This window comes from Erwinia psidii, from assembly GCF_003846135.1.
GTDB classification, from domain to species: Bacteria; Pseudomonadota; Gammaproteobacteria; order Enterobacterales; family Enterobacteriaceae; genus Erwinia; species Erwinia psidii.
Map to the genome: position 1 here is coordinate 151,733 of NZ_RHHM01000006.1, position 18,977 is coordinate 170,709.

16 protein-coding genes are annotated in these 18,977 nt (G+C 54.2%); 5 read left to right on the forward strand and 11 right to left on the reverse strand.

Annotated elements, in window-relative coordinates:
- Positions 1 to 405 precede the first annotated feature (405 nt).
- Together EB241_RS09360 and EB241_RS09365 are read right to left on the reverse strand one after the other, a co-directional pair.
- Entirely contained in the window at positions 406 to 903 is a 498-nt protein-coding gene (locus EB241_RS09360; protein ID WP_124232919.1) for a GNAT family N-acetyltransferase, read from the reverse strand.
- A gap of 87 nt (positions 904 to 990) precedes the next feature.
- Positions 991 to 1,935, reverse strand: a complete 945-nt coding sequence (locus EB241_RS09365; protein ID WP_124232920.1) for a LysR family transcriptional regulator — start codon at positions 1,933 to 1,935, stop codon at positions 991 to 993.
- A gap of 128 nt (positions 1,936 to 2,063) precedes the next feature.
- On the opposite strand from EB241_RS09365, the gene EB241_RS09370 reads away from it, so the two are divergent.
- The 3 genes from EB241_RS09370 to abgT all read left to right on the forward strand — a co-directional run bounded on the left by EB241_RS09370 (position 2,064) and on the right by abgT (position 6,439).
- A complete protein-coding gene (locus tag EB241_RS09370) occupies positions 2,064 to 3,377 on the forward strand; it encodes a M20 family metallo-hydrolase (RefSeq protein ID WP_124232921.1) in 1,314 nt (437 codons plus the stop codon).
- The gene (locus EB241_RS09375; protein WP_124232922.1) at positions 3,377 to 4,825 is read left to right on the forward strand and encodes a M20 family metallopeptidase; all 1,449 of its coding nucleotides are present in this window, start codon (positions 3,377 to 3,379) and stop codon (positions 4,823 to 4,825) included. Before EB241_RS09370 ends, EB241_RS09375 begins: the two co-directional genes overlap by 1 nt.
- A gap of 87 nt (positions 4,826 to 4,912) precedes the next feature.
- Positions 4,913 to 6,439, forward strand: coding sequence for a p-aminobenzoyl-glutamate transporter (abgT, locus tag EB241_RS09380; RefSeq protein WP_124232923.1), 1,527 nt, complete (start codon positions 4,913 to 4,915; stop codon positions 6,437 to 6,439).
- A 35-nt stretch (positions 6,440 to 6,474) separates the two neighbouring features.
- Here abgT and EB241_RS09385 read toward each other — a convergent pair whose 3' ends face one another.
- From EB241_RS09385 to EB241_RS09395, 3 genes are all read right to left on the reverse strand, one after another.
- On the reverse strand, positions 6,475 to 7,752 hold the full coding sequence (locus EB241_RS09385) for an acid phosphatase (protein ID WP_124232924.1): 1,278 nt from the start codon (positions 7,750 to 7,752) through the stop codon (positions 6,475 to 6,477).
- 414 nt (positions 7,753 to 8,166) lie between these two features.
- Positions 8,167 to 8,352, reverse strand: a complete 186-nt coding sequence (locus EB241_RS09390; protein WP_124232925.1) for a hypothetical protein — start codon at positions 8,350 to 8,352, stop codon at positions 8,167 to 8,169.
- A 15-nt stretch (positions 8,353 to 8,367) separates the two neighbouring features.
- Positions 8,368 to 8,931: a helix-turn-helix transcriptional regulator gene (locus tag EB241_RS09395; RefSeq protein WP_124232926.1), complete on the reverse strand. Its 564-nt coding sequence runs from the start codon at positions 8,929 to 8,931 to the stop codon at positions 8,368 to 8,370.
- Between the two features lie 652 nt (positions 8,932 to 9,583).
- Between EB241_RS09395 and EB241_RS09405 the strand changes: the two genes are divergently transcribed.
- Positions 9,584 to 11,269: a sensor histidine kinase gene (locus EB241_RS09405; protein ID WP_124232928.1), complete on the forward strand. Its 1,686-nt coding sequence runs from the start codon at positions 9,584 to 9,586 to the stop codon at positions 11,267 to 11,269.
- Positions 11,263 to 11,976 carry a two-component system response regulator BtsR gene (btsR, locus tag EB241_RS09410; protein ID WP_124232929.1) on the forward strand — a complete coding sequence of 238 codons (714 nt, stop codon included), beginning with the start codon at positions 11,263 to 11,265 and terminating at the stop codon, positions 11,974 to 11,976. Before EB241_RS09405 ends, btsR begins: the two co-directional genes overlap by 7 nt.
- A gap of 13 nt (positions 11,977 to 11,989) precedes the next feature.
- Here btsR and EB241_RS09415 read toward each other — a convergent pair whose 3' ends face one another.
- The 6 genes from EB241_RS09415 to EB241_RS09440 all read right to left on the reverse strand — a co-directional run bounded on the left by EB241_RS09415 (position 11,990) and on the right by EB241_RS09440 (position 18,838).
- Positions 11,990 to 12,193, reverse strand: a complete 204-nt coding sequence (locus tag EB241_RS09415; protein WP_124232930.1) for a YbdD/YjiX family protein — start codon at positions 12,191 to 12,193, stop codon at positions 11,990 to 11,992.
- Positions 12,194 to 12,240: 47 nt separating this feature from the next.
- On the reverse strand, positions 12,241 to 14,394 hold the full coding sequence (locus EB241_RS09420) for a carbon starvation CstA family protein (RefSeq protein ID WP_124232931.1): 2,154 nt from the start codon (positions 14,392 to 14,394) through the stop codon (positions 12,241 to 12,243).
- Between the two features lie 559 nt (positions 14,395 to 14,953).
- Complete coding sequence (locus EB241_RS09425; RefSeq protein ID WP_124232932.1) at positions 14,954 to 15,664, reverse strand: proteasome-type protease; 711 nt, start codon at positions 15,662 to 15,664, stop codon at positions 14,954 to 14,956.
- 17 nt (positions 15,665 to 15,681) lie between these two features.
- Positions 15,682 to 16,482 (reverse strand): transglutaminase family protein, encoded by an 801-nt coding sequence (locus EB241_RS09430; protein ID WP_124232933.1) that lies wholly within the window; start codon positions 16,480 to 16,482, stop codon positions 15,682 to 15,684.
- Positions 16,479 to 17,408 (reverse strand): alpha-E domain-containing protein, encoded by a 930-nt coding sequence (locus tag EB241_RS09435; protein ID WP_124232934.1) that lies wholly within the window; start codon positions 17,406 to 17,408, stop codon positions 16,479 to 16,481. Before EB241_RS09435 ends, EB241_RS09430 begins: the two co-directional genes overlap by 4 nt.
- Positions 17,402 to 18,838, reverse strand: coding sequence for a circularly permuted type 2 ATP-grasp protein (locus EB241_RS09440; RefSeq protein WP_124232935.1), 1,437 nt, complete (start codon positions 18,836 to 18,838; stop codon positions 17,402 to 17,404). Before EB241_RS09440 ends, EB241_RS09435 begins: the two co-directional genes overlap by 7 nt.
- Between the last annotated feature and the right edge of the window lie 139 nt (positions 18,839 to 18,977).

Sequence of the window (18,977 nt, forward strand, 5' to 3'; positions counted from 1 at the left end):
ATGCTTCCAAACTCTGCTGATATCATCGTGATGAAATCTGTGTGCAAATGCATGGTCACAGGCCGATCTGTTCAGGTCAGTTGACAGAACAGGGCTGACTGTCGGTTTTTATCTCTCCAACTACTGTAATACAAAGGCCGCTTAGCGCTTTCCCAGGAAAACCTTAACCACCTGAGACACTGGCCGCTCGCGCATGAGCAATAGGGAGAAAAAACCAACATGCGGGCATACGCTGGTCCTGCTGAGACGTGATGGAAAATGCCCGGCTAATGTTAAATACAAACAGATAAAGTGCGGCAACAACCTACCCCACTACAGCGCCAACCGTCCCGGCCCGACGAACAGATGATAATTTGTATAAGTGGATAAATAGCATCTGATAACTCACTGACCACGATCCCGTTCTTAGCGCAGGGCCAGCCGGTAAAATTTGCTGTCCACCTTCATTACCGGAAAACTTCCCGGTAATGTGTCACGTCCGACTTCGCGGAAACCGTTCTTTTCATAGAAACGGTGCGCCGCAAGAAATTTACTGGTGGTGCCCAGGTAAATATCATGTAGCTGCCGGTGCGCTGCGTGTTCCAGCAATATGCTCAGCAACGCGTTAGCAATGCCCTTTTCTCTTCCCCGCCAGTCCTGTGCAACAAACATCTTGCGCAACGCCGCCTGCTGATTGCCGATATCCTTCAGCCCAATGCAGCCCACCACATTGTCACCCGCCACGGCCAGCCAGAAATCACCCTTACCCGTCTGATAAAATCCTGCGATATCACTGAGATCCGGCTGCTGTGCCGCAGTGATATCAATAGAAAATTCTTCATTCTGGATCGGCAGGATCAACGCCACCACGCCAGACTGAAAGCGCGGCTGATACCGCACCAAAGATACCGACTGCTCTTGCATAAGACTGACTCCCGCTGGTTATTGCAGACAGACAAAGGATCTGCCCGCGAATATCTCACTGATATAAGCTGCACTTTAACAGCATGATTATTCATCTGTAACCTGTAGACTGGCCTCACTGAGAGGAAATTTAATGCCACGGCAGTGCATACGAAACAGCCGCGCCAGATGGGCCCCCATCGGCGTCAGCGTGGTGTCCTTACGCTGGATTAAATAAAACGTGGCTTTGGGCATTCTGTCCTGCAAATTCAACGCCACCAGCTGGTTGCCATGCAGCGGATCGGCAATCACATCCTGCGACAAAATGCTGACAAAGTCACTCTGTGCCACCAGACTGACACAGGCCATAAAGGTTTCACAGGTCACACTGACTGACGGCGCTATCCCCATATCAGTGAACAGATCGTGCAGCAGACGGTAATAGCTGCCTTTCGGCGTGGGCATCGTCCAGTCGCAGTGCTGCAAGGCCGCCAGTGAAGTAACATGCTGCAACGGGTGTCCCTTGCGAACTACCACCCGGTACTCACGTTCCATCAGCTTTTCATAGTTCAGTTCGTTATCCAGATGACTCTGATAATAGGTGTTGATGGTGAAATCCAGCTCTCCCTGACGCAGTTCAGGGAGCATCGACACCAGCTGTCCTTCGACAATACGCACTTTTACCTTAGGAAACTGACGATGAAACTGAGTTATCACCTGTGGCATCACCGTGCGGGCCACGCTGCCGCCAACGCCGATATTAACTGACCCTCCCGCCAGTCCCAGACGCTGCTGAATATCTTCCTGTGCAACCCGTAACTCTTCCAGAATCAGGCAGGCATGTTGAAAGAAGGTGTCGCCCATTACGGTCAGCGTGACGCCCTGCCGACGGCGGATAAACAGCCGTACACCCAGCACATCTTCCAGTTCCTGAATCGATTTCGTCAACGCGGGCTGCGACAGACAGGAAGCGCGACTGGCAGCACGAATGCTCCCCTGGCGGGCAACATCCACAAAAGCGCGGAGCTGATGAAGCTTGATGGCAGCAGGCATAAATCCCCAAAACTGATGATAACCATAGTTTATCAAAGCAAAGATATTGTCATCTTCTGCCCCCCTGGGCCAGTGTGTACAGTCGAAAAAAACAACATTTTTAATCCCGTAACGGTGAGGAAAAGAAAATGGCTCGGTCTGTTGCTGATTTTGTACAGGAAATTTATCCGCGCCTGCAAAGCTGGCGCCGCGATCTGCATAAATATGCCGAATCAGGCTGGCTGGAATTCCGTACCGCCACGCTGGTGGCTGAAGAATTGCATCAGCTGGGTTATCAGCTCCAGCTGGGTAAAACGGTGATCGATGCCGATGCACGCATGGGGCTGCCCTCCGCTGAAGTACTGGCGCAACACGAGCAGCGGGCCATTCAGCAGGGCGCACTGCCGCAGTGGCTGGGGCATTTCTCCGGCGGTTTTTGCGGCATCGTCGCCACGCTGGAAACCGGTCGTCCGGGACCGGTGATAGCGTTCCGCGTCGATATGGATGCGCTGGACGTGGTGGAGATGCAGGCGGCAGAACACCGCCCTTTTGCGCTGGGGTTTGCCTCCTGCAATGAGGGCATGATGCACGCCTGTGGTCACGACGGACACACCACCATCGGCATCGGTCTGGCACAGGTGCTGAAACAGTTCGAATCGCATCTGTGTGGCACCATCAAACTGATCTTTCAACCGGCGGAAGAAGGCACGCGCGGCGCAAAATCAATGGTGGCGGCAGGCGTACTGGACAATGTGGACTTTTTTACCGCTATTCATATCGGCACCGGCGTGCCTGCTGGAGAGCTGGTATGCGGTAGCAACAGTTTTCTTGCCACCACCAAACTGGATGTCAGCTTTCGTGGTGTGGCGGCTCATGCCGGAGCCCGCCCGGAAGAGGGAAAAAATGCCCTGTTGGCAGCGGCACAGGCAACGCTGGCCCTGCACTCGCTGGTACAGCACAGCGCCGGAAGCTCACGTATCAACGTTGGCGTCCTCCAGGCGGGGACCGGGCGTAACGTGGTGGCAGACCGGGCGCTGATGAAAGTGGAAACCCGTGGCGCAACCAACGAGATTAACGACCATATCTGTCAGCAGGCGCTACAGGTACTGGCAGGTGCGGCGACAATGTACGGTGTGCAACATGAAGTGACGCTCATGGGTGCCGCCCGCAGTTGCCAGCCAACGCAGCCGTGGGTCGACTATATCCGCCAGCAAGCTGCTCATATCCCCGAACTGACCTCGTTGGTGGATAGCAAAAACCAGGCGGCGGGTTCCGAGGACGCCACCTACATGATGGAGCGGGTGAAAGCACGCGGTGGGCAGGCGTCCTACATTATTTTCGGCACCGAGCTAACCGCCGGACATCACAACGAGAAATTCGATTTTAACGAACAGGTGATGGCGGTGGCGGTAAAAACTCTCGCGGCGCTGGCTTTTAATATCCGGCAATTCGGGGAGGCCTGATGAGCACAGATTTCAGCGCCTTTGTGGCGGACTATATCGACCAACATCAGGCCCGTTTCAGCGCGCTGAGCGATGCGATCTGGGATCGGCCAGAAACCCGCTTTGCCGAAACCTTTTCTGCCGCGCTGCTGGCTGATGCGCTGGAGGAGGAAGGGTTCAGCGTGACGCGGGGCGTGGGCAATCTTGCTACCGCCTTTATTGCCAGCTATGGCCAGGGCCAGCCGGTGATCGCGCTGCTGGGTGAGTTTGATGCGTTGGCAGGCCTCAGCCAGAAAGCCGCCTGTGCGGCCCGCGAACCGCTGGTGGAAAACGGCAATGGCCACGGCTGCGGTCACAATCTGCTCGGCACCGCAGCCCTCGCCGCCGCCTTTGCCGTTAAAGCCTGGCTTAAACAGCAGGGGATGGCGGGCACGATACGCTTTTATGGCTGCCCCGGAGAAGAAGGCGGCTCCGGCAAAACCTTTATGGTGCGCGAAGGACTGTTCGACGATGTGGATGCGGCGCTCACCTGGCACCCGGAATCCTTCAGCGGCATGTTCAGCACCAGCACGCTGGCCAACATTCAGGCCGCCTTTCATTTTAAGGGCGTTGCGGCACACGCCGCTAATTCTCCACATCTGGGGCGCAGCGCACTCGATGCAGTCACCCTGATGAACACGGGGGCAAACTTTCTGCGTGAGCATATCGTACAGGAAGCCCGCCTGCATTATGCCATCACCAACAGCGGCGGCAATTCGCCCAATGTGGTACAGGCCAATGCGGAAGTGCTCTATCTGGTGCGTGCTCCACGACTCGATCAGGCGCAGGAAATCTATCAACGGGTTTGCAATATTGCGCAAGGTGCCGCGCTGATGACCGACACCACCCTGACCGTTCGTTTCGATAAGGCCTGTTCAAACTACATGCCTAACCGGGCGCTGGAAAGCGTGATGTATCGCTACCTGCAACATTATGGCCTGCCGGATTACAGCGCCAGCGAACGCCAGTTCGCCCAGGAAATTCGTCAGACGTTAAGCGAGGATGACCTGCGTAATGCGAAGTTGAACATGGCCCGTACCGGCGGCGAGGCGGGAAAAATCTGGGTGGCCAGCCTGGGGGACAAACTGCTGATGGATGAAGTCGCCCCCTATGCGCCCGTTGATGAGATGCTGTACGGCTCCACTGACGTGGGCGATGTCAGTTGGGTGGTCCCCACCGCGCAGTGCTTCACCCCCTGCTTTACCCCAGGCACCCCGTTGCACACCTGGCAGCTGGTGGCACAGGGCCGTACTACCCTCGCCCACAAAGGCATGTATCTCGCCGGAAAAACGCTTGCGGCCACGGCGCTGGCCCTGCTAAGCGACAGAATCCTGCCAGAGGCAGCCCGTGAAGAGTTTCTTCGCGCACGCGATGGGCAGCCTTATCACTGTCCGATCCCAGCCGGGGTGCAACCCTCACCGCTGGTGTAAGTTTATCCGCTGCATCACGAGGCAAGGCCAGCATCCGGCCCAACAATGACAACAATAGCCAACATCACAATCACCAGAGGGTAAAAAATGAGTGACTTCAACAACACAGGGAAAACCTCCGGCAAGATTTTTAGCTGGATCGAACGCATCGGCAATAAAGTGCCGAACCCTTTTTTGCTGTTTGTCTGGCTAATCGTGGTATTGATGCTCGCTACCGCGCTGCTGTCATGGCTCAATGTGACGGTGAAAAACCCTGCCAACGGCGAGATCATTCAGGTTAAAAACTTGCTCAGTGTCGCCGGGATGCAGTGGATTTTGCCGAATATCATCAAAAACTTCAGCGGATTCACGCCGCTGGGGGCGATTCTGGCGCTAATGATCGGTGCCGGGCTGGCAGAAAAAGTGGGATTGTTACAGGCGTTGATGAACAAAATGGCTTCTTTCGTCAGCGCCCGCTACGCCAGCTATATGGTGCTGTTTATCGCCTTTTTCAGCCATATCTCCTCCGATGCGGCGCTGGTGGTCATGCCTCCGCTGGGGGCGCTGATGTTTATTGCGGTGGGCCGGCATCCGATAGCCGGACTATTGGCGGCCATCGCTGGTGTAGGTTCCGGCTTTACCGCCAATTTACTGATCGTCACCACCGACGTGCTGCTTTCCGGTATCAGCAGCGAGGCCGCCAAAGCGGTCAGTGACACGGTCCACGTCAGCGTAGTGGATAACTGGTTTTTTATGGCAACGTCGGTGATTGTGCTGACCATTGTCGGTGGACTGCTGACCGACAAATTTATCGAACCACGCCTGCCAGCATGGCAGCAGGATGGCCGTGATGACACTCTGGAAAAACTGACACCGTTACAGAGTCGTGCCCTGAAACTGAGCGGCGTCGCTGCCCTGATTTTTATCGCGCTGGTGGCGCTGCTGGTGGTGCCGGAAGGCGCACCGCTCCGCGATCCCAAAACCGGTACGATCATTCCTTCACCGTTTATCAAGGGGATCGTTCCGCTGATTATCCTGTTCTTCTTTGTGGTGGGCATTACCTATGGCGTGGTGACAAAGCAGATCAAACGGCCAGATGATATTCCGCAACAGCTGATTGATCCGATGAAAAGCATGGCCGGATTTATTGTGATGGTATTTCCACTGTCGCAGTTTGTGGCGTTTTTCAACTGGAGCAATATGGGAAAATTTATGGCCGTAGGCCTGACTGACCTGCTGGAGAAAGCCGGAATGACCGGCGTACCGGCGTTTGTTGGGCTGATGTTTCTGTCGGCTTTCCTCTGCATGTTTATCGCCAGCGGGTCAGCAATCTGGTCGATTCTGGCCCCAATTTTTGTGCCGATGTTTATGCTGCTTGGCTTTCATCCCGCCTTTGCCCAGATGATCTTTCGTATTGCCGATTCGGCGGTGCTGCCACTGGCCCCGATGTCGCCGTTCCTGCCGCTGTTCCTGGGCTTTTTGCAACGCTATCGCAAGGATGCCCAGCTCGGTACCTATTACATGCTGATCGTGCCTTATCCGCTGGTTTTTTTCAGCGCATGGATAATCCTGCTGCTTGTCTGGTACGCCACCGGTCTGCCGATTGGCCCCGGCGTCTGGCCACAAATGCCCTGAAAGAAAAAGGCGGAGACAGCTCCGCCCTTGTGTTATCAGCCGCCGTGATGCGCGGCGCTGACGGCAGCGGAGAGATCGAGACGCTGCCAGAAATTCTGCTCTGGCGTGTTGCCGGAAAGCGGATAACCACCGGGCAGCGCGGTCGAGACCATCAGCTGACGGCGCTGAACGGCACTCAGGTGCGGCAGTGGCCCTTCCAGCAGCACTTCCGCTCCTTCCGGCACCACCACTGGCGAGGCTTTCACCTTCTCCTGCGGCAGGTGATAAGTCATGGTGTAGCGGTAGAAGGCTTTCATTTGTGGTGCAGTGTAGGGATCGCCCGCCCCCTGAGGTTTGGCGCATTCTGCAAGCGACGTCCCACAGGCTTTCTCCAGCGCGGCGCGAAGCTGCTGGCGGGCTTCATCAAACAATGCATGATATTTCGCATCATTGAGATAACCGGCGACGTTACGCTGTGCCACCATCCTCGATCCCATCAGATCGATGGGGTAGTGTACGCCAAGGACCATCCGTGAATAGCCATAGCGGGCAGCGCGATCCACTAACGGCACAAAGCGCTCCGGCAGCATCTCACCCAACAACAGGGCGTCGGTGTAGGCAGTGTTAGTGTGTCCGCTGGGATAAGAGCCTTCGGTGGCTTTGTAAGGCGCATTGTCCTTAACAATGGCGGTATCCGGCACGAAATGAATGGTATTGCCGGGGATCAGGAAGGGACGCGGATTATTAAAATGCTTTTTCGCCGTGCCAGTGCCCACTTCGCTGGCTTTGATTAACGCCGCCGCTTTACCCAGCTCACCATTATTGTAAGCACGGATGAACGCCTGCCCCAGTTTTGGCCCCAGCGCATCGGCAAGGAAAAACAGGTGATCCTGCCCTTCTGCATCAATCAGCGCCTGGCTACGCAGCCCCTGACTGGCATTCAGATTGACCTGTTCCACCGTTTTCAGGCTGGCATCAATAGTGGTTTTCGGCAGCAAAGGAAAAGCGCTTAACAGTGAAATACTCGCCTGCTGCTTCTCTTTTTTCGCAAAGTCGTAGCCGCTCGCTTTCAGCCATTTGTTGTCAGCCAACTTATCGCTCTGTTCAGCATCCTTTAATTGATCGCGTGTCAGCTTGTCGGCATCCCCCTGCAACGCCGCAATCAATGACTGCTGGATAGCGCTGTCCAGCGCTACAAACTGCGTATCGGTGCTGGCAGGCGTTGTACTGTCGAGGATAGCGCGCAGATGTTCTTCAGAAAGATCGGTGGTTTTCGCCTGTGCCAACTGGCTAACCAACAAAGTCGCCGTCAGCAAAGTGTATCGGATGCGCATTGCTTTTCCTTTTTAAAATGAGGTGTTGTAAATGAAAGAAGAGTGTCAGATTGCAGATATTATGTTGGGTAATAAAGATGACAGAAATATGGCAAATTATTAATGACGACTGAATGAGGCATTTCTGAAAGTTGCGCTGATTTTGCAGTCGTTAAACGACCATCAGGCGATCGTGGATGGCAGCATGTGGGCTGCCACGGGAAATATTTAGTCAAACGACCTTGCTGCCACACCAGCAGAACCTCGCCGGATACACGCTATTCTTACTCCAGTGCCCCAACCGGAGCAGCATATGGGTCCGGGCGGTCTCAGATTTTCCTTCTTCAGGCTGTCTGTGATGGAACGCAGCACATCAGTGATGATCATCCTGCTCACCGTGAATATTCGGTTATCCCGATGCCTGTTCCACGCTGTTCAGCCATTTCCGACAGCACCCGGCTGAATAAATCGATGACGTTTTTTCACATAACAAAGGCCTGCGGCGCTTTTGGCCAGTGTAATATGTGGCGCAATGCGCCAATCAGCTTTAGTTGTAAACACCGGTAGCTCTGTGGGTATTTTGTCGCGACAGCAAACCAGCTTAAAGAGCAGATCGATCATTATGCCGGACCAGCATCACATGATGCAGGTTTCGCCAGTGTGCATATGGGTGAGAAACTGCACTCTTTCATCCACTTTTTCGCTGGCTTTTGAAGCACGGACACGCAGAGCAAGATTCCACTGATCCAGCTCCCGTGCATTTCTCACCAACGGATTATCCGCTGACATCCGGCCACTGGCCACCAGCCATTCCGCCACCTCCGCCCAACTCCACAATGGTGATTGCCCCGTAATGCGGTGTATTGGGTTGGGAAAATCCCCGTTTCCTCTGGTGCCGTCTTTTAACAACGCGATAGCCTGCCTGGACAGGTTGGCCAGCTCAGCAATATCGCTCAACCCCACCAACGTCGAGTCCACTGACTCAACCCGCGCCCCAATCCCGGCACCTTCGATATCACCGATCGCGCCCGATACTGCAGCGTTAAGCGTGACGGCTTCACGGTCAAACTCCAGATAAACCGCCGTGCCATAAAAACAGATCAACGCATCATCACAGCCCGCCGTAAACAAGGCATCTTCCAGTTTTGGTGTTGACGACCTTACCCCTGACAGTACCAGCGTAAAATTCCATAGCGCCATATTCATCTCCTTAGTGTCGACTCACGCACCGTCTCAAACCGCACCAGCCTGACGTTACATAACGTTTGTGAGCTCATCAGTTTATCGTTACCGGTGTGCATTGCCTGACCTTTCTGACAATCTGCTTCGCATGATTTTCTGGATTTCCCGGCGTTGACCAGATGCTGATCGTGTGTTCCAGGTGCCCGGCAACCCCACAGCGCAGTTTGGCAAAACAATGCGCAGACTTCCCTGCCACAATCAGTATCCAGCCATGTTCCATAGCAAATTCAATAGCCTGTTGTATCTGCCTGTTCCTATGCTTCCTGCTCATAATTTTCGCGGTCCCTGTACATTATTTGAGTTGTTGACGGATGTCAACGAATAAATTCAACCCCCATATCTTCGTCGGCAGGCACGCTGTGGCCATCTCAGCCGATACCCGCAGGAAAGCACATTAGCAGAATGAATGCGTCTACCCACCTGCCGACCGGCTGCTGATGCGGATTTAGTTTCTTTTTGAGCAATCTCTTCAGAAAAAATTTGCTGCTGACAATTTTCAGAGGAGTTATTACCAACGCAGATCACGGTTTAACATTTTAGTATCCTTGCCTCCCCCCTTTTCACCGGTTTCAGCGTATGTTTCGACTTTCGGGAAAGTGAGACGGCAGATATGTATAACGTTGATCTGGTTTTACTGTTGCTGCAGCAAATGTGTGTTTTTCTGGTTATCGCCTGGCTGATGAGCAAAACGCGTCTGTTCACCCCGCTGATGCAGATCACCGTTCGTCTGCCACACAAATTGCTTTGCTATGCCACCTTCTCTGTTTTCTGCATTCTGGGCACCTATCTTAGCCTGCACATTGAAGGTTCCCTGGCCAATACCCGCGCCATTGGGGCGGTGATCGGTGGGCTGCTGGGTGGACCGGTGGTCGGAGGGCTGATTGGTCTGACCGGTGGGCTGCATCGCTATGCGCTGGGTGGCATGACGGCAACCAGCTGCATGATCTCCACCATCGCTGAAGGGTTGTCAGGTGGTCTGGCACATTGCTGGCTTATCAGAACCGGCCGTACCGAAAACGTATTGAGTCCGCTGACCGCAGGATGCATTACCCTGGTGGCAGAACTGCTCCAGATGGCGATTATTCTGTTGGTTGCCAGACCCTTTCAGGACGCATTGCATCTGGTACACAGCATCGCCGTGCCAATGGTGGTGACCAATTCCCTGGGGGCCGCCATGTTTATGCGCATTCTGCTGGACAAACGGGCGATGTTTGAAAAATACACCTCGGCCTTTTCCGCCGTCGCGCTCAAAGTTGCGGCCTCGACGGAGGGGATCCTGGGCAGGGGATTTAACGAAGAGAACAGCCGGAAAGTGGTGCGGATACTCTATTCAGAGCTGAAAACCGGCGCGGTCGCTATTACCGACCGTGAAAAGTTACTGGCCTTTACCGGGATCGGCGATGATCATCATCTGCCGGGCACAGCCATCTCATCATCGTGTACCGTACGGGCAATAAAAACGGGCAAGGTGATCTATGCCGACGGTAATGAAATCCCTTATCGCTGCTCCCTTCATCCCGCCTGCAAACTTGGCTCAACGCTGGTGATCCCGCTGCGTGGCGAAAATCAGCAGGTTATTGGCACCATTAAATTGTATGAGGCGAAACACTGTCTGTTCAGCTCAATCAACCGTACGCTGGGTGAGGGGATCGCCCAGTTGCTGTCCGCACAAATTCTGACGGGTCACTATGAACAACAAAAATCCTTGCTGGCACAGGCGGAAATTCAGTTGCTCCATGCCCAGGTGAATCCTCACTTTCTTTTTAACGCGCTGAATACCCTGCTGGCGGTGATCCGCAGGGACCAGCAGCAGGCCGTACAGTTGGTCCAGCATCTGTCAACGTTCTTTCGTAAAAATCTCCAGCGCCCCTCACAAATTGTCACACTCGCCGATGAAATTGAGCATGTGAATGCCTATCTGCACATCGAAAAGGTTCGTTTTCAGGCGCAGCTGGGGGTGCGATTGCAGATTCCATCCGTCCTTTCACATTTCCGGCTTCCCGCATTCAGCCTGCAACCCATCGTTGAAAATGCCATTAAACACGGTACGTCCCAGCTGGCGGATAAAGGAGAGATTTTGATCGAAGCACATCAGCAAGAGGGGCATTTGATTCTGACCATCGAAGATAACGCAGGCCTCTATCAGCAACAACATAACTCTGCCGGACTGGGGATGGATCTGGTGGATAAGCGTTTACGGGCACATTTTGGTGATGATTACGGTATTACCATTCGCTGTCAGCCAGACCATTTTACCCGTATCAGCCTGCAACTGCCGCTGGAGGATAAATGCTGAGAGCCGTCATAGTTGATGACGAACCGCTGGCAAGAGAGTATCTGCGACTGTTGTTGCAGGATGAGCAGGATATTGCCATCGTCAGCGAGTGCGCAAATGCGATAGAAGCCATTGGTGCGGTGAACCGCCTGAAGCCGGACGTGCTGTTTCTGGATATCCAGATGCCGCGAATTAACGGGCTGGAAATGGTCAGTATGCTGGATGACGGCCATCGCCCGTCCATCGTTTTTCTCACGGCATTTGAAGAGTACGCGCTGAAGGCGTTTGAAGAACATGCCTTCGACTACCTGCTGAAGCCCGTCGCGGCGGAACGGCTGAATAAAACCCTGCATCGCCTGCGTCAGCAACGCCAGATAATGCCTGCCCCGTCCGAAGCACCACAGCCTTTACAGTTTATCCCCTGTAGCGGGCACAGCCGTATTTATCTGTTGCAGATGCAGGATGTGGCTTTCGTCAGCAGCCGCACAAGTGGGATCTACGTGACCGATAATCAGGGCAAAGAGGGGTTGACGGAGCTGACCTTGCGCACGCTGGAGAACCGCACACCACTGGTGCGCTGCCACCGCCAGTATCTGGTTAATATGGCACAGTTGCAGGAGATCCGCCTTCACGACAACGGCCAGGCGGAGTTGCAGCTACGCTGTGGGCCGATCGTGCCGGTCAGCCGCCGCTATCTGAAACCGCTGAAGAAAAGCATCGGATTATGACCCGCAGATCGATTCAGCAGCAGCGCATTCCACCCTTGCCATTACCGCCATAGCGAGCCTGCTGCCGTTCACGGAAAAATGCCTTATAAGTCATCACCGGCCGATCGGGATGATGGGTTTGCATATGCTGCACGTAAGTTTCGTAATCGGGGATACCGACCAACATCCTCGCCGCCTGCCCGGCATATTTACGTATTTTACCCAGATGAACAAACATAAGCTTTCCTGAGTGAACCGCCCCGCCAGAGCGGGGCCGACAATGTTTTAATGACCGGAAGAAACCTTTACACCTTCTTTCGGGATAGCGACATAAGGCGTTTCTTTGTCGGTACGCTCTGCTGAACCACGGGCCCTGATGGCGCAACGAATACCGTAAAAAATAATGCTGTAAACCACCACAAGGAACAGAATGCTCAATGCCGCGTTGGTGTAGTTGTTGATCACAATATGATTCATATTGGCAATCTGTTGTGCGTTCAGCCCCCCGCTACCGGCCGCTATTCGGGCTTTATATTCAGCTGCCATATAAAAAAAGCCTTCCATTTCTGGCCTGCTGCTGAACAGCTTCACCGCCAGCGCCCAGCTGGTGCAAATCAGCAGCCAACATGCCGGGATCACCGTTACCCAGATATAACGGGTACGCTTCATTTTAATCAGGATCACCGTCACCAGCACCAGCGCAACCGCCGCCAGCATCTGGTTGGAAATACCAAATAACGGCCACAGGCTTTTGACGCCACCCAGCGGATCCACCACGCCCTGATAGAGCAGATATCCCCACAGGCCAACGCATCCCGCCGTACCAACGATCCCCGCCACCAGCGAGTCACTCTTTTTCAGGAAAGGCACAAAGTTGCCCAGCAGATCCTGCAACATAAAACGACCGGAACGGGTGCCCGCATCCAGTGCGGTCAGGATGAACAGCGCTTCAAACAGGATCCCGAAGTGATACCAGAAGCCCATATCCGCTACCGGTATAATTTTATTGAACACCATCGCAATGCCTACCGCCAGCGTTGGTGCGCCGCCCGCCCGGTTCAGCACCGATGGTTCACCAATATCACTGGCTGTTTGCATGATTTGTTCTGGTGAAATCACAAAGCCCCAGGCGCTGATGGTTGCCGCCGCGTGAGCGGTGACCTCGTGCAACTGGGCCATAATAGCAGGTGCGTTGGCCCCTCCCAGTTCATGCAGGTTAGGCATGGTGATCCCCAGTCCGGCAGGCGGTGTGTTCATGGCAAAATAGAGACCGGGTTCAATAATGGCTGCCGCCACCAGCGCCATCACCGCCACGAACGATTCCATAAGCATGGCACCGTAACCAATAAAGCGCGCTTCGGTTTCCAGCGCCAGCAATTTTGGCGTGGTGCCGGAGGCAATCAGCGCATGGAAACCGGACACCGCACCACAGGCGATGGTGATAAACAGAAACGGGAATAAGGCCCCTTTCCACAATGGGCCGGTGCCGTCGATGTACTGGGTCAGCGCGGGCATTTTCAGGTCAGGGTTAAGGATAATAATCCCTACCGCCAGTCCAATAATCACCCCAATTTTCAGGAAGGTCGCCAGATAATCACGCGGGGCAAGGATCAGCCAGACCGGTAGCAGCGCGGAAACAAACGCATAGCCAATCAGCGTAAAGGTAATGGTGGTGTCTTTGAAGGTCAGCGCCGGTCCCCAGTAAGGATCGTGGGCAATCACGCCGCCAAACCAGATGGATACCAGCAGCAGGACGATACCGATAACAGAGACTTCGCCCACCCGACCCGGCCGGATAAAGCGCATATAAATACCCATAAACAGCGCAATGGGCACCGTGGAACAGACGGTAAACACGCCCCAGGGACTTTCAGCCAGCGCTTTCACCACGATTAAGGCCAGCACCGCGAGAATAATAATCATAATAATAAAGCAGCCAAACAGGGCGATGGTTCCCGGCACAGGCCCCATCTCTTCTTTTACCATTTCACCGAGCGAAGCTCCGTTACGGCGGGAAGAGATAAATAACACCATAAAATCCTGTACCGCGCCGGCCACCACCACCCCGGCCAGCAGCCAGAGCACGCCGGGAAGATATCCCATTTGTGCCGCCAGCACCGGCCCCACCAGCGGCCCTGCACCGGCTATCGCAGCGAAATGGTGACCAAATAACACGAACCTGTTGGTCGGTACATAGTTAAGACCATCGTTATTGAGCACTGCCGGGGTAGCACGCGTGGCATCCAGCCGCATTACTTTTTGCGCAATATAGAGGCTGTAATAGCGATAAGCGACGAGATAGACCGAAACAGACGCAACCACAATCCACAACGCGCTGACGTGCTCACCACGGCGCAACGCCACCGTTGCCAGACAGAAAGCGCCGATAATGCCGATAATGGCCCACGGAAGGTGCCTGAGTATTTTTTTATTGTTCATAGAGCGTCATGCCTGATGTCAGAGGAAAGACAATAAAGCGGTTCTGTCCGGCCAGTCGGTAAAGAAGCGTTATTCAGGCGCGGTTACCGATCCAGACCAGATGCCATGTTGACGAATTTTTAACTCAGCCGGGAGAATAAATTGATGAGCGGCAAATTTGCCGCTTAAGCGGCCACTGGCTGTCACCAGCGGTTAAGAGCGGTGGTTTTGCCTAAGCCAGCGATCCACTACACTGGCACGCATGATGGTCATTTTTGTTAATAAAATCAAACCAATAGAAACCAGACGCCCGGCACCGGCAACAACAGGGCTAATGACCGAGGATCGGTACAACAGGGGAGTGTGTTTGCGATATGCTTACTCTGCGTTGATGAGATTGTGACTCATTTCACAAATGCGGAAGATATGCAGGTATTAATTAGAAATATTTAAGATTAAACGCATGGAAGAAAAATGATTCTTAATTAGTATCTTAAGTGGACCTGTAGTGTTTTCATTATTTGACGTTTTTTTTGATACCGGCACCCTGCCGGTATCTTTTTGTTTATGATTAACCCCATTACTCATCCAGCTCCAGTGGCGGCAGGCGGGCAAAGACGCTGAGTAATCCGGCACTCCATAACTGACGAATTTGTGAAAAATAGGGGTGCTTATCGGTCAGATGATACTGCTGGGCAGCACTGAACGTATCACTGTGATACATCATCACGTCCAGCGGTAGCCCAACCGAGATATTACTGGCCAACGTCGAATCCATTGAGATCAACGCACACTGCATCGCCTGATCCAGCGGAGTGTCGAAACGCAGCACCCGATCGATAATTGGCTTGCCGTATTTGCTCTCACCAATCTGAAAATAGGGTGTATCGGTGCTGGCTTCAATAAAATTGCCCTGCGGGTAAATTTGGAACAGTCGTGGCTCCTCGCCTTTGATCTGCCCACCAAGCATCAGCGTACCGCCAAATTCCTCGCCGTCCCGCTTGATCACTTCGCGTAGCGTTTCCCCCACCAACAGGGCAACATCATACATGCTGCTACCGCTCATCAGGTTGGGCTTTTCAGCGCCTTCACAGCTTCGTCGCAGCAGGCTCAATGCGCTTTGCGTCGTTGCCAGATTGCCCGCGCTTTGCAGCACCAGCGTTCGCTCGTCATCCTGCTGGAAAACATGCAGTTTGCGAAATGACGAAATATGGTCAACGCCCGCATTGGTTCGCGAGTCGGAAACGAAAATCATCCCTGATGATAAGCGCATTGCCACACAGTAGGTCATAGTTAGCCCGATTCAATTTACTGCTGCAAATGGATCTGTTGTACCGTAGCCACCGCCAGCATATCTTCACTTCCGCCTCCCAGCCGCACGCCTCTGACCGGACAGGCATCCATATAATCCACGCCAACAGCCAGCTTCAGATGCTGCCGGGTGCTACGCGTATTGTTGGTAATGTCAAAGCTGTGCCAGCTGCCATCCACCCAGGCTTCCACCCAGGCATGGGTCGCCACATGCTCCACGGCATCAGTGTAAAGATATCCACTAACATAGCGAGCAGGAATATTCAGGCTACGGCAACAGGCGAGAAACACATGGCTATGATCCTGGCAAACCCCGGTTCCGGCGGCAAACACTTTTGCTGCCGTATCGGTCACCGTAGTGCTGCCCGGCTGCCAGGGCATTTTCAGCAACAGTTCCCCCATCAACCGTTCAAGGCTGAGCAGCGGTGCTTCAGCGCGAAAGTAACGCTGGGCAAAGTCGCGGATCGCCTGGTCGGGCTGGGTTAGCCGGGTGAAGCGCCGAAACACCAGCGGCGATAATATCGTGTCAGGGTCAGGCATCATTTCCCCCTCATCAAGGATCTCCACCACGCCACGTGCCTCAATTTCGATTGACTGATGCGGCGTATCCAGCGTCAGGACGTGCAGCACATTACCCCAGGTATCGGTGGTGCAAACTGCCTGGGCAGGCAGCCGCAGTTCCCATGACAGAATGTGCTGGTGGATCGAGTCCTGTGGCGTCAGACGCAGGTACTGGGTGCTCTGTTTCACCTGATTCTGATAGCTGAAGCAGGTCTTATGGACAATATCCAGTTTCATTTAGCCTCCAGATAAGTCTGTTGAATGCTGCTGGCAATCTGATTCAGACTGGTAAGAAAATTCTCCAGCCAGCGGTGCAGACCTTCGCTGACCAGGGTGTCATAGCAGGTAAAACGCAGTTCAGCATGAAGCACGGTAACTAACTGGCGTGGACGGTTTTCACCGCTGCCACCAATCAGATCAAGCTGATTGTCTATTTCTTCAAGGCAGGATCGCAGCGATCGTGGGCTTTCTTCCCGCAGGAGAAGCATTTCGTTGACGCTATCACTGGCCAGCTCATGCCGGTAAATGGTGTGATAGGCTTCGCGGGCAGAGACCGAACGCAGCAGCGTATCAAGGCGATAGTATTCCCGCACGGAGTCGTCATCCTGTTCGCTGAGATAGCAGGTCACATCCAGTAATCTTGCCGTACAGTCAGCCCGCTCCAGCAGCGTCCCCAGTCGAATAAAGCTCATGGCATCACCGCGCATCAGGGTGCCAAACATCGCGCCACGAAACAGGTGTGACCGCTCTTTTACCCAGTCAAAAAAAGCATCGGCACCGCTACTGTTTACGCCCTTTCGACGCAGCTTGCGTAGTTCAATCCAGCTGGAATTAATACTTTCCCACACCTCCGAGGAGAGGCTGCCCCGCACTGCATGTGCGTTATTCCAGGCGGACTCCCAGCAGCAGAAAATGCTGCCCGGATTGCGGTCGTCCAGTACAAAAAAGGAGAACAGTTGCGGCATCGTCAGCCGGTCATTCAGCGTCCAGAACAGTTCGGAGGTGGACGTCAGATTCAGCGGCACCCGCAGCTCATCATCGGAGTGGCTGCGAACCTGCATCAACGACATCCGGTGCGTGACATCGAGCACACGGGCAATATTTTCGGCACGCTCCAGATAACGCGCCATCCAGTACAGGCCACTGGCCGTGCGACTTAACATGCGTCATCCTCCAGAACCCAGGTATCTTTGGTCCCGCCGCCCTGCGATGAGTTCACCACCAGTGAACCTTCCGTCAGCGCAACCCGTGTCAACCCTCCTGGCACCAAACGAATTTCCGCGCCACTGAGGGCGAAAGGACGCAGATCGATATGCCGGGGTGCCAGCCCCTGGTCAACAAAGGTCGGACAGGTGGAGAGTGCCAGGGTGTGCTGTGCAATGTAGTTTTCTGGTCTGGCGAGCAGCAGGTTACGAAACGCCTCCAGCTCTTTCTGGCTGGCAACCGGGCCAATCAACATACCGTAGCCACCGGCACCGTGGACCTCTTTCACCACCAGCTTCGGCAGATTGGCCAGCACCCAGGAGAGTTCATTCGGGCGGCGGCATTGCCAGGTCGGGACATTATTCAGGATCGGGGCTTCATCTAGGTAAAATTTAATCATATCCGGCACATAGGGATAGATGGATTTATCATCCGCCACGCCGGTGCCAATGGCATTGGCCAGCACCACGTTTCCGGCACGATAGACCGACAGCAATCCCGGCACGCCAAGCATCGAATCAGCCCGAAAAGCCAGCGGATCAAGGAAAGCGTCATCCACCCGCCGGTAGATAACATCCACTTTGCACGGCCCGGCCGTGGTCCGCATCACAACGGCACCCCCCTTCACAAAAAGATCGGCGCTCTCTACCAGCTCCACGCCCATCTGTTGCGCCAGGAAGCTGTGCTCAAAATAGGCGCTGTTGAAGCGCCCCGGCGTCAGCACCACCACAACCGGATCGTTCACCGGGGAGCTTTCCTGCAATGTTTTAAGCAGATGTGACGGATAACGCTCTACCGGCGCGATGCGCTGCTGAACAAACAGCTCCGGGTAAAGTCGCATCATCATCTTGCGGTTCTCCAGCATATAAGAGACGCCGGATGGGGTACGCAGGTTGTCCTCCAGCACGTAATATTCGCCATCGCTGTTACGGACCATGTCCACACCACAGATATGCGCGTAGATATCACGATGCAGACTCAGTCCCTGCATACAGGGCTGGTATTGATCGTTCACCAGCACCTGCTCCGCCGGGATAATATTCGCCTTCAGAATGTGCTGCTGATGATAAATATCGTACAGGAACGCATTAAGGGCCTGTACCCGCTGGCGAATGCCTTTGTCCAGATGCGCCCACTCACCGGCTGGGATAATGCGCGGCACGCTGTCAAACGGGATTAGCCGCTCTGCGCCGCCATCCTGTCCGTAGACATTAAAGGTTATCCCAACGCGGTGAAACAGCAGTTCTGCCTCGTCCTGCTTGCGCGCAATTGCCTGCTGATCGGCCTGTTTCAGCCAGTGCCAGTAATCACGATAGTGCGGACGATACTGACCATCGCCCAGCAACATTTCATCGTAAAAGGGTGAAGCTGATTGATAGCCTTGATTCATGATTTCCCTTTTGCTGTCGGTGAACTCAGCAGGATTTTGCACAAAGCATGCCAGTCCGCGAACCACTCAGAAAGCGGCTGACGCACCGACGATGCAACCGTCCATGGACGTTGCAGAGCAGATGCTATCCCTGAAAAGC